This is a genomic window from Rhodococcus sp. YH3-3, assembly GCF_001653035.1.
Taxonomy (GTDB): domain Bacteria; phylum Actinomycetota; class Actinomycetes; order Mycobacteriales; family Mycobacteriaceae; genus Rhodococcus_F; species Rhodococcus_F qingshengii.
Map to the genome: position 1 here is coordinate 2,173,984 of NZ_BCWH01000001.1, position 11,441 is coordinate 2,185,424.

At 63.7% G+C, this 11,441-nt stretch carries 14 protein-coding genes; 7 read left to right on the forward strand and 7 right to left on the reverse strand.

Annotated features, from left to right (window positions below; genetic code table 11):
- From menE to YH3_RS10235, 5 genes are all read right to left on the reverse strand, one after another.
- Positions 1-780 (reverse strand): o-succinylbenzoate--CoA ligase (menE, locus tag YH3_RS10215; RefSeq protein ID WP_064443508.1); only part of this gene is annotated, 780 nt, incomplete at its 3' end.
- On the reverse strand, positions 777-1,079 hold the full coding sequence (locus YH3_RS10220; protein ID WP_003941976.1) for a DUF3349 domain-containing protein: 303 nt from the start codon (positions 1,077-1,079) through the stop codon (positions 777-779). The genes YH3_RS10220 and menE, both read right to left, overlap by 4 nt.
- 4 nt (positions 1,080-1,083) lie before the next feature.
- The gene (locus YH3_RS10225; RefSeq protein ID WP_003941853.1) at positions 1,084-1,419 is read right to left on the reverse strand and encodes a DUF3349 domain-containing protein; all 336 of its coding nucleotides are present in this window, start codon (positions 1,417-1,419) and stop codon (positions 1,084-1,086) included.
- Between the two features lie 54 nt (positions 1,420-1,473).
- Entirely contained in the window at positions 1,474-1,737 is a 264-nt protein-coding gene (locus YH3_RS10230; protein ID WP_003942079.1) for a hypothetical protein, read from the reverse strand.
- A 15-nt stretch (positions 1,738-1,752) separates the two neighbouring features.
- The gene (locus YH3_RS10235) at positions 1,753-2,952 is read right to left on the reverse strand and encodes an inorganic phosphate transporter (protein WP_007728486.1); all 1,200 of its coding nucleotides are present in this window, start codon (positions 2,950-2,952) and stop codon (positions 1,753-1,755) included.
- Positions 2,953-3,236: 284 nt separating this feature from the next.
- Between YH3_RS10235 and YH3_RS10240 the strand changes: the two genes are divergently transcribed.
- The 5 genes from YH3_RS10240 to YH3_RS10260 are packed head-to-tail and all read left to right on the forward strand — an operon-like array spanning position 3,237 to position 8,833.
- Positions 3,237-4,661: an ABC transporter substrate-binding protein gene (locus YH3_RS10240; protein WP_064443322.1), complete on the forward strand. Its 1,425-nt coding sequence runs from the start codon at positions 3,237-3,239 to the stop codon at positions 4,659-4,661.
- Between the two features lie 60 nt (positions 4,662-4,721).
- Positions 4,722-6,980 (forward strand): ABC transporter permease, encoded by a 2,259-nt coding sequence (locus tag YH3_RS10245; protein ID WP_003941895.1) that lies wholly within the window; start codon positions 4,722-4,724, stop codon positions 6,978-6,980.
- Positions 6,973-7,716: an ABC transporter ATP-binding protein gene (locus YH3_RS10250; RefSeq protein ID WP_003942056.1), complete on the forward strand. Its 744-nt coding sequence runs from the start codon at positions 6,973-6,975 to the stop codon at positions 7,714-7,716. Before YH3_RS10245 ends, YH3_RS10250 begins: the two co-directional genes overlap by 8 nt.
- Positions 7,713-8,471: an ABC transporter ATP-binding protein gene (locus YH3_RS10255; protein WP_003941866.1), complete on the forward strand. Its 759-nt coding sequence runs from the start codon at positions 7,713-7,715 to the stop codon at positions 8,469-8,471. Before YH3_RS10250 ends, YH3_RS10255 begins: the two co-directional genes overlap by 4 nt.
- A gap of 2 nt (positions 8,472-8,473) precedes the next feature.
- Positions 8,474-8,833, forward strand: a complete 360-nt coding sequence (locus YH3_RS10260; protein WP_003942018.1) for a hypothetical protein — start codon at positions 8,474-8,476, stop codon at positions 8,831-8,833.
- Between the two features lie 97 nt (positions 8,834-8,930).
- Here the strand turns inward: YH3_RS10260 and YH3_RS10265 are convergent, their stop codons facing one another.
- Positions 8,931-9,320, reverse strand: coding sequence for a VOC family protein (locus YH3_RS10265; RefSeq protein ID WP_003941917.1), 390 nt, complete (start codon positions 9,318-9,320; stop codon positions 8,931-8,933).
- Positions 9,321-9,348: 28 nt separating this feature from the next.
- Positions 9,349-10,242 (reverse strand): 1,4-dihydroxy-2-naphthoyl-CoA synthase, encoded by an 894-nt coding sequence (locus YH3_RS10270; protein WP_024487301.1) that lies wholly within the window; start codon positions 10,240-10,242, stop codon positions 9,349-9,351.
- Between the two features lie 83 nt (positions 10,243-10,325).
- Here YH3_RS10270 and YH3_RS10275 point away from each other — a divergent pair, with 83 nt between their 5' ends.
- Both YH3_RS10275 and YH3_RS10280 read left to right on the forward strand, forming a co-directional pair.
- Positions 10,326-10,970 carry a PaaI family thioesterase gene (locus tag YH3_RS10275; protein WP_042453605.1) on the forward strand — a complete coding sequence of 215 codons (645 nt, stop codon included), beginning with the start codon at positions 10,326-10,328 and terminating at the stop codon, positions 10,968-10,970.
- Between the two features lies 1 nt (position 10,971).
- Positions 10,972-11,441, forward strand: a 470-nt coding sequence (locus tag YH3_RS10280; protein ID WP_274522681.1) for an enolase C-terminal domain-like protein, incomplete at its 3' end; no start/stop codon positions are given.

The window sequence follows — 11,441 nt, forward strand, 5'->3', positions numbered from 1 at the left end:
GAACCATCCGGGCTCGGCGAAGGCAGGGTGGTCGGGAAGCCCGCGGTACCCGGACGCGAGCATCGGACCGCCCAGCAGTACTCGGCCGTCGTCGATACGAATCTGCGCTCCGGACAACGGGATTCCGTCGTAGACGCAACCGCCGGACGTTTCGCTCATCCCGTAGGTGCGGACGACGGTGATGCCCGCTTCGGTGGCCTGCGCGAGTACCGGTGCGGGAGTAGCAGCGCCGCCGAGCAGAACCGCGTCGAGCGAAGCCAGAGCCTCGACCGCGGCGCGATCACCGAGTGCCTTGACCAACTGCGTCGGCACCAACGAGGTGTAGCGGCGCGGTCCGCTCATCGCGGCGACAGCGCCCGGCAATGCGGCAGGGTCGAAACCCGCACTGACGTCGACGATCACCGGTTGTGTTCCGGCGAGGACACTGCGCAACAGAACTTGCATCCCGGCGATGTGGTGCGGGGGGAGAACCAGTAACCAGGATCCGGTGCCGCCGAGGCGTTCGTGAGTCGCGTCGCCGCTGGCTCGCAGTGCGCTCGCGGTGAGCATCGCGCCCTTCGGGGTTCCGGTGGTCCCCGACGTGGCGACCACCAGCGAGATGCCGTCGTCGATTGGCTGATCGGGGTGCAGAGCGTCGCTCAGTCGGGCCGTCTCGCGTGCGTCGGCCGCCGGGACGGGAAGCACGGCGTCGTGCACGCCGTCCAGGATCTGCGCGATGGCAGGCAGTACCTCGAAGACCGCCTCACCCTGTGGAACGGCCAGTGTGCGAAGAACGTTCACCGGACGTCCGGCCCGGCCAGCGGCCAACCACCGGCAGCCAGATGGCTTCGTACGCGGTCGACGTCGGTTTCGAGTGGCATCTCGTTGGTGATCTTCGTGATGAGGACCTGGATGTCGGTCTTCTCGATGGGCAGATCGCCGTCCTCGATCAACGCATCGGCGACGGCGTCGACCTCGGTTTCGGAGAGTCTGCGAGTGAGGAGCGCGAAAAGTGGGATGTAGTCCTGCTCGGGGACGCCATTGGGATAGCCGGCCCGCAACCAGCCGACTATCGACGTGAGGAAGGGCGGAAGGGCCATGACGTCAGCTCACGTCTCGAACTTCGTTGTCGGTGTCCACGTCTTCGATGACCGGCCACCCACCTGCGCGCAGCCTTTCGGTGACACGATCGACGTCGTCCTCGGACGGCTCCTCGTTGAGGATTCCCTCGATGATGGCGCGGATGGTGTCGTAGTCGACGTGGCGGTCCGGCACTTCGTGTGCCGACTCGATGGACATCGAAACGACCTGCTCGATCTCCTCGTCGGTCAGACGACGACGGAGAACGGCGAGCAGCGCAAAATGATCCTTGTCCGGGATGCCCTCGGGATACCCGGCACGCAGCCAGTCGAGCACGCTGCGCAATGAATACTTGCTCAAATCCTCGGCCTCATTTTCGTTTCGGTGGTTTCAGTGGTGTGCCGCGACGACCACTCAGAAGACGTGGATTCCGAACGTGCTGGCCAAGAAGTTCTTCATCAACAACAGTATTCCGGCGAAGATCGTGACGAGCACGACCGCAAAACAGAGGTACGCACCCATTTTACCCAGGGTGGACGGTCCTTCGGTGCCGTCGGCGTTCGGCAGACTCAGCGACTTGAGGCCGAAGGCGAAGATCGCCGGCAGTCCGGCTCCGAAGAGCAGTCCGACTGCCACTACCTGCCAGAGCGAATCGAGGGTATCGGTGAGTAGATGCATTCTCTTGCGCCCCTTTCAGGAGTTGCGAGTGGGTTCGGTGGACGGAGTGGGATCAGCAGTCGGAATCTCGCGAGCCGTCGCATCCGGATTCTCGTCCCATTCGGCGGTCACGTTGGCGGCGTCTACGGGTTCCTTACGCGAACGCAGGTACATGAAGATCGCGAACGCGATGAGGGCAGCGAAGACGACGAGAACGCCGGCCAGGCCGCCGATCAGATGCGCGAGTGCCCAGCAGATGGCGCCGACCACTGCGGCCGACGGCAAGGTGATCAACCAGGCGGCGGCCATCCGGCCTGCGACGCCCCAGCGGACCTCGGCGCCCTTGCGCCCGATGCCGGTACCGAGGATCGATCCGGTGGCGACGTGGGTGGTCGAGAGGGGGAGTCCGAGGTGGCTCGACGTGAGAATGATGGCGGCGGACGACGCTTCGGCTGCCAGACCCTGCGGCGCGGCGATCTCGACAAGGCCCTTGCCCAGGGTGCGGATGATGCGCCAACCGCCCAGGTAGGTGCCGAGAGCGATCGCGACGGCACAGGTGAACTTCACCCAGAACGGCATCTCGGTCTCGGCGGTGATGGTGCCGTGAGCGACCAGGGCCAAAAAGATGACGCCCATAGTCTTCTGGGCGTCATTGGTGCCGTGCGCAAGTGAGATCAATGAGGCGGTGCCGATCTGGCCGAAACGGAAACCGCGCTCACGCTCGTCTTCCTTGACGGATGCGGTGATTCGGTACACGAGCTTGGTACCGACGCCTGCGACCAGGGCCGCGACGACCGGCGCGAGGATCGCGGGGACGACGACCTTGGTCAGAACTCCACCCCACTCGACGCCGCCCATACCGATGGAGGCGATTGCGGCGCCGATCAATCCGCCGAACAGTGCGTGTGAGGAGCTCGACGGCAATCCGAGCAGCCAGGTCGCCAGATTCCAGATGATTCCGCCGACGAGACCGGCGAAGACGATCAGCAGCAGATCCTGCCCACTGACCGCGCCGAGGTTGACGACGCCTTTGGCCACGGTCGCAGCGACCTCGACGGACAGGAACGCACCGACCAGGTTCAGGATCGCGGAAAGTGTGACCGCAACTTTGGGCTTGAGTGCTCCGGTCGCGATGGAGGTGGCCATTGCGTTACCGGTGTCGTGAAAACCATTCGTGAAATCGAACGCGAGGGCGGTGACAACTACCACCAGGAGGATTACGAGCTCTGCGGTCACAACGTGAATTGTGCGTATCGAACGCGTAAAAGTACAGCGAACGGGATGCGAACAGGGGCTCCGCGGAGTACGTCCCCGCGCGTGGGCTGCGGCGCTGCCGTTCGCGATGTGTTCAGCGCCACGAAATCGGAACCCTGTGTGGGACCTCACTTTTTGGTCTCACTCACCGGGAAGGCACATTCGGACCGTTTTAAACGCTGATTACCTACGGGCACCGAGCGCACCGGAACAGGGGTTTCACCCCTGTTTCTCGGTGTCTGTCAGTGAGAAGGAGAGCTCCGACCGTGAAGCCCAACAAGTCCACGAAGCTGATCGTGGCACTCGCCGCGACCGCCGTTCTGGCGTCAGCCTGCGCATCGAATCGTGGTGACGATCCCTACGCCGTCGCTGTCGGCGGACCCGGCGTCAGCGCAGACCTTGCGTCGAGCACATCCGACGCGAAGTTCGGCACCCTCGATTCGCCCTGTGGTGAAGGCGACGCCACCGGCGCAACCGATCAAGGCGTCAGCGACACCGAGATCAAGATCGGGTTCGGTGACGACCGCGGTTATGTGAAGTCTCCTGGGCTGAACAAGGAAATGAGCGATGCGGTGAACGCGCTCATCTCTTGGTGCAACGATCAGGGCGGCATCAACGGCCGCAAGGTTGTCGGTACCGACTACGACGCCGCGATGACGCAGGCCAACTCGGTCATGCAGGAAGCGTGCGCGAGCCAGTTCATGATGGTCGGCTACGGCTTCGCGATGGATCAGACCGCCGAGCAGACGCGTGTCGCGTGCAACCTGGTGTCCGTGCCAGGCTTCACCGTGTCACCCGACGCAGCCAACGGACCGATGACATTCCAGGGTGTCCCGTTCCCGGTCGACTACGCGAACGGTTCGCAGTGGTTCCAGATGGCCGAGATGCACCCCGATCTGGTGAACGACTTCGACGTCGTCAACAGCACGATGCCCACGATCATCAGCTCCACCACGAAGATTCGCTCGATCGCCGAGGCTGCGGGCTTCAAGCTCAAGGATTGCGGCGTCACACTCAACTACGAGGGGGAATCGAGCTATGTGCCGTTCGCCGAGAAGTACAAGGAGTGCGGCGCGAAGGGGATCTGGACGTCACGATCGGCAAGCCCGTCGGAGCTGAACTTCGTGAAGGCCCTTGACCAGGTCGGGATCGATCCCGTCTTCTTCGGTGAAGCCACCTGGTACGGCGCGACCGTCTCCGATTGGAACAAGGACACCGGACTGCTCGACAACCTCAACGCGGGCATGACCTTCCAGATGCTCGAGAACGCGGACAAGGTGCCCGCAGTGAAGAAGTACGTGGATCTGGTCTCCGAGCAGGGTGGCAAGACCGCGCTCCTCGGTATGCAGGCGGCGTCGTCGTTCCTACTGTGGGCGGCCGCCGCGGACGAGTGCGGTAGCGATCTGACGCGTCAGTGCATGGTGAACGAACTCTCGAACATTCACGAGTGGGACGGCGGCGGATTGCATGCCGTCACCGATCCCGGCAAGAACATGCCGGCCACCTGCGGACTCATGACCTCGCTGAAGGGCAGTACCTACTCGCAGGCGTTCCCGTCCACCGCGGGCGAATTCAAGTGTGACCCCAAGTACCTCGTCGCGACCGACAAGAGCACCTGGGGAACCGAACTCGGCGCTGACCGCGTGTCGACGAAGTACCAGAACGCCAACGTCATCAAGCCGCAGTCCTGATTCTTCCGACTCGGGCGGCGAGCGCCAACCGCCGCCCGAGTCCCTAACGAGGGTTCAGCCATGAACACTTTTGTCACTTTCACGATCCTGGGCCTGGTCCTGGGGTCCGTGTACGCGATCGCCGCCTCCGGGCTGGTACTCACGTACAACACGTCAGGCATCTTCAACTTCGCGCACGGTGCACAGGCAATGCTCGGTGCGTTCATCTACTGGCAGTTGCGCTACGGCTGGGAACTTCCCACTTTCGTCGCTTTGCTGATTTCACTCGTCCTGGTCGGGCCACTGATGGGCCTCGGCCTCTACGTCCTGATCATGAAGGGTCTGCGCGATACCGCCGAGGTCACCAAAATCGTTGTGACGGTCTCGATCCTGCTCGGAATGCTCTCGATCTCGCACTGGTTCTGGCACCCCGAGACCGCTCGGACGATGCAGATGTTCTTCGGCGACCAGTCCAAGATCACGGTGTTCGGCGCGAGCATCCGCTACCACGAGTTGATCTGTATCCTCGTTGCGATCGCCATCGCCGTCGGCCTGCGCATCCTGTTCACGCGCACCCGCGCCGGTGTCGCGATGCGCGGCGTCGTCGACGATCCGGAACTGTTGCGCCTCAACGGCCACAATCCGGAGCGTCTTGCGGCCCTGTCCTGGGCGATGGGTTCGACGCTCGCAGTCCTGGCCGGCATCCTGATCACCCCGATCAGTGGCGGCACACTCGAGGCGAACATGTTGACACTCTTGGTGATCGACGCGTTTGCCGCGGCCATGTTCGGCCGGTTGCGCAGCATTCCGCGCACGTTCGTCGGCGCCGTGGTTCTCGGGCTTGCCGGTACGTACGTATTGGCGTACTTCCCGACGAGTTGGAGTTGGACGTCGAATTTCCGTGTCTCCCTGCCGATGATCGCGCTGTTCGTGGTGCTGATCGTGCTCCCACAGGACCGGTTGCGTGGAGCGGTCACCCGTACTCGCGAGCGTTACCACGTGCCGAGCGTGCGCAAGGCCGTCGTCTGGGGCGTGGCCCTGATCGTCATCGTCTACCTGATCCGTCTGCTGATGGTGACCTCCGCCGTCACCACACTGACCATCGGAATGACGTTCGCGATCATCGCGCTCTCGCTCACACTCCTCACCGGTTACGCGGGTGAATTGAACTTGGCGCCGGTGTCTTTCGGCGCTATCGCTACCATCGTGGCCTTCCACTTCGGGATCTCCGGTTCCGGGTTGGCTGCGCACCTCAACCTGTGGGGCATCGTCGTCGGAGTTCTCGTCACCGCCGTGATCGGTGGCCTCGTCGCCCTGCCGGCGCTGCGGCTCAGAGGGCTGTATCTCGCGCTGGCAACCATGGCCTTCGGAGTGTTCCTCTCCAACATGGTCCTTCGCGACACCACCGAACACGAGATGTTCGGCATGAAGTACTCGCTGTTCAAGGACGGGAACATCGCCCTCCCTCCGCTGAAGATCGGTCCGCTCGATCTGAGCAACGAGACGGTGTTCCTGATGACCGTGACCGCGCTGTTCTCGATACTCGGCGTCGGCGTCATCGCGTTGCGTAACAGCGGCTACGGGCGCCGACTCGCGGCGATGAAGGACAGCCCGGCCGGTTCGGCCATGCTCGGACAGAGCCTGGTTCGGCTCAAGCTCAGCGTCTTCATGATCTCTTCGGGGATCGCCGGTCTCGGCGGCATTCTGATGTCGAGCGCCATGGGGTCCGTCTCGGGCGAGAGCTTTGCCATCATGGTCAGCCTCTCGCTGCTCATGCTGACCGTCGTCGCGGGTATCGGATACGTCACCGGCGCCCTGTTCGGTGGACTGATGGCTGGAATCGGGTTTGCGGTCATCATGGTCTCGTTCACCAATCTGGCTTCGGCGCAACCGGAGTTGGAGGGAATGTGGCTGCTCTTCGGCAACATCGCGGCAGTCAGCCCGGCACTGATCGGCATCGGCGTCGGCGCGAACCCCAGCGGAACGGTCCACAGCGTGATCGAGGGCTACCGACGGCTCGCCGGTGCCAAGCCTGTTCTGATCGGCGGCGCCGCAGTCGTTCTGCTGACCTACGTCCTCGCTCTGACCGGTGTACTCGGCAACTGGTGGTTCGCGTCCATCACGATCGCGGTGGTGTTCATGCTGCCGGTGATCGGTGAGATGGTCATGCCCAGCGCGGTTCTCACTCCGGAGGAACTGGCCGCCAAAGCGACAGTCGTTCCCGAGGACATCGGGATCGATGTCCCTTACAGCCCCGAGATCCGTGACGAGATCGACCGCGAACTGGGGATTCCTCAGTACCAGGGTGGCTCGCCGAAGGAGTTGACCGTCCATGTCTGATACACCACTTCTCGAAACGCGCGGTGTGAGCGTTCGTTTCGGTGGACACGTCGCGGTCAAGGACGTTTCGCTCACCGTGCAACCCGGAACGGTGACAGGACTCATCGGACCGAACGGTGCCGGCAAGACGACGCTCTTCAACACCATCACCGGGCTGCAGAAACCCACCTCCGGTCAGGTGTTCCTCGGTGGCGTCGACGTGACGAAGCTGCCGCCGCACAAGCGGGCGGGGCGCGGGCTGGCACGTACCTTCCAGCGGCTCGAACTGTTCGTCTCGCTGTCGGTGCGAGACAACCTGCGCGTCGCGGGAGACATCCACAAGGCGAACGGCCGCAACAAGATCGACGTGGACGGCGAGACCGATCGCCTGCTGGAGCTGACCGGGCTCACGGATGTCGCGGACAAGGACGTCGCGGACATCCCCACCGGACGGGCTCGCGTCGTCGAAGTTGCACGAGCCCTCATGACCGACCCGCGAGTGCTTCTGCTCGACGAACCGGCCTCGGGTCAGACCGAGCAGGAAACCGAGGTCTTTGCCGAGATGCTCACCGAACTTGCTGCGGGTGGACTCGGAATCTGTCTGGTGGAGCACGACATTCCGCTGGTGATGAAAGTGTGCTCGACCATCCACGTGCTCGACTACGGCGCAGTCCTCGCCTCGGGTGATCCGGAGAAGATCCGGACGGATCCGGAAGTGATCGCGGCCTACATCGGGACCGAGGAGGAGGCGGTATGACTTCAGCGAAAATTGGCGAGGCGAAAATCGACGAGGGTATACGCAGCCCCGACCGCGCCGAACCGTTGCTCGAACTGTCCGGTGTCCGCGCCGGTTACGGATCCATCGAAGTTCTGCACGGGGTGGACCTGATTCTGGAACCGGGCGCCGTGGTGGCGCTGCTCGGACCCAACGGCGGCGGCAAGACGTCGACGCTCAAGATCTGCTCGGGCGTCCTTCCGGTCACCCGCGGCGAGTTCCGGCTCGCGGGCCAGGTCGTGAACGGAGTCGAGCCTTCGGAGTTGGCTCGGCTGGGGGTCTGCTCCATCCCCGAAGGACGCGGGATCTTCGCCAACCTCACTGTGCGGGAAAACCTGTGGATCGCCACCGGAACGGGCGTCGGGCTGGCCGAACTCGAAGAGGTTGCGTACGGCAGGTTCCCGATCCTGGGGGAGCGGCGCGGACAGTTGGCCGGATCGATGTCCGGTGGTGAGCAGCAGATGCTGGCGCTGTCACGGGCACTCGGCACTCACCCGACGGTGCTCCTGCTCGACGAGCTGTCGATGGGTCTCGCACCTCGAATCGTCTCGCAGATGTACGACGTCGTCGGCTCGCTTGCAGCCGAAGGCATTTCCATTCTCGTCGCCGAGCAGTTCGCGCGAGCGGTGCTGCCCATCGCGACCTCGGCCGCACTGATGTTGCAGGGACGCGTCGTCAAGACCGGCGATCCACACGACATCGAAAACGAACTTTCTACCAGTTATCTAGGAGGATGACGATGACTACTCTCGCCGAAGATCGCCGTGAGGAATTCAAGAAGAACATCGCAGAGTTGAAGCTGGACAAGAAGCAGGCAGGCGGCGACGCGGCGACGCGCATCGCGGGCCTGGTGCTCATGGTCGTCGGAGTGGTCGGCGCCTTCGTCGTCTACATCTCTTCGCTGACGCTCTCGGACCTGCGGGATCTGGTGTCGTACCAGATCCTCACCGTGGTTTTCCTCGCCCTGACAGTGGTCGGTGCCGCTCTCTTCCTGGCCGCATCGGTGGCAAAGGTGCTGCGGCTGTGGCTGGTTCGCCAACTGCTCGAGGGCCAGGCACAGACAGATCAGATCTCGCAGGCGCTGAGCACGCGCAACTGATCTTTGTGAAGAACCGAAAGATGCCCGCCACGAAAGTCGTGGCGGGCATCTGTCATTGCTCGGCTACAGCGGTGTCTCGGCTACAGCGGTGTCTCGACTACGCGGACGGTGGCCGGGAATCGCGTCGGATGGGATGGTCCTCCGGGATCTGCACCATCACGATCGGTGTCCCGTCCGGGTCGGCGATCCACATCTCGTGTAGACCCCACGGTTCCTGTCTTGCCTCGCGCGCGATCTTGACCCCGGCGAGAACCAGTTCGGTCTGAACGGCAGTGAGGTCCCGGACCTGCAGCCAGATCGCGCCGCGAAAGCCGCCCTCGCCGGTGCCGCCGTGCGCAGCGACTTCGATCAGCCCTTGGCCGGCGAAGAAGACTGTGCCGCCGGGATATTCACGAGCGATCGCCAGACCGAGGGTGTCTCGGTAGAAGCTCAGCGTTCGTTCGTACTCGCTCGGGCGCAATATCGTCCGACTGCTCAGAATCTCCACGTCCGACCTCCCTCTCGCACCTACTGTGTCAGAAATACCAGGGATATGGTGACCAGTCGGGATCACGCTTTTCGAGGAACGAGTCACGACCCTCGACGGCCTCGTCGGTCATGTACGCCAAACGTGTTGCCTCACCGGCGAACAGCTGCTGGCCGACCAACCCGTCGTCCTGCAGGTTGAACGCGTACTTGAGCATCCGCTGTGCCTGCGGCGACTTGCCGTTGATCTTGCCGGCCCAGTCGATCGCGACGTTTTCGAGTTCAGCGTGGTCGACAACCTTGTTGACCGCGCCCATCTGATGCATTTCCTCGGCGGTGTACGTCTCACCCAGGAAGAAGATCTCGCGAGCGAACTTCTGGCCCACCATCTTTGCCAGATAGGCGCTGCCGTAGCCGCCGTCGAAGCTTCCGACGTCGGCGTCGGTCTGCTTGAACCGTGCGTGCTCGCGGCTGGCGAGCGTCAGGTCGCACACCACGTGCAGGCTGTGGCCGCCGCCCGCAGCCCAGCCGTTGACCAGGCAGATCACGACCTTCGGCATGAAGCGGATCAAGCGCTGGACCTCGAGGATGTGCAGGCGCCCGGCGCGTGCTTTGTCGACGGTGTCCGCCGTTTCTCCTTCGGCGTACTGGTAGCCGCTGCGACCACGGATGCGCTGGTCTCCGCCCGAGCAGAACGCCCAACCGCCGTCCTTCTCGCTCGGTCCGTTGCCGGTCAGGAGCACCGCTCCCACGTCGGAGGTCATCCGGGCGTGATCGAGCGCGCGGTACAACTCGTCGACGGTGTGCGGGCGGAACGCATTACGCACTTCCGGTCGGTCGAAGGCGACGCGAACGGTGCCTTGGCTGACATGCCGGTGGTAGGTGATGTCGGTGAGGTTCTCGAATCCGGGGACAGGGCGCCAGAGCTGCGGGTTGAAGGTCACCTGAGCCACGATAGAGGCACGGCTCGCGCGTCTAACGGATACCTGAGGTAGAACACGTTCCCGGGCGCGCTAACGTGCAGGTCATGAGCGAACAAACCGCAGACGGCACGGAGATCGTCACAGACGGTGAGAAGCGGGGCGGATTTCCACGGTTCCGGCACACTCCCGCAGGTCCGGACTTCGGCCGCTTCGTCGAAGCGATGCGCAGGTTGCAGGACCTTGCCGTCTCGACCAATGTTCCCGACGACGTACTCGCAGACATCGCTACGCAAGCCGAGGAGCTTGCCGATCGGTTGTCTCCGTACGAGGTCCCGGAAGGCAAGTCGCCCGCAGGCTCGAACATCCAACTGCCCGGACGCGGCAGCCTCCTCATGCTCCCGTGGATGGTCGAGAAGTTCGACACCGAAGGAGTCCGCAGTACCGGCGTCTTCCGCCGCTACCACCTGGGCGGCAACGGCGCCGCTCACGGCGGTGTCCTGCCCTTGCTGTTCGACGACGTCTTCGGGATGACGGTCCACGCGGGTGGCCGTCCGATCTCCCGCACCGGCTACCTCCACATCAATTACCGCGCGATCACTCCGCTCAATCAACAACTGGTGATCGAGGGGCAGGTGGATCGGGTCGAGGGTCGCAAGACTTTTGTCAGCGCGCGCCTGACCGATCTCGACGGCAAGCTCCTCGCCGACGGTGAGGCGCTCATGATCGAACTGCTTCCGGGACAGCCCTGACATGTTCCCCTCGTTCGACGATCTGATCGCGGACGCCGTGGTTCTCGCGCTGCCGATGCGAGTTCGCTTTCGCGGCATCACGACTCGTGAGGCCCTGCTCGTTCGCGGCCCGGCCGGGTGGGGAGAATTCGCACCCTTCGTCGAGTACGACGACGACGAGGCGTCGCAGTGGCTGCTCGCGGGTATCGAAGCGGCGTGGCTGGGTCCGCCGCCTGCGCTTCGTGACGCAGTTCCCGTCAACGCGACCGTGCCGGCGATCGACGCGTTTGCCGTTCCGGAATTGCTGGAGCGCTTCCCCGGCGCCCGGACAGCCAAGGTCAAGGTCGCCGAGAAGGGACAGTCGCTGGCGCAGGACGTCGCCCGGGTGAACGAGGTGCGTCGGCACATCCCGAACGTGCGCGTCGACGCCAACGGCGGGTGGAGCGTGGACGAGGCGATCACGGCCTTGCGAGCGATCACCGATGACGGTGA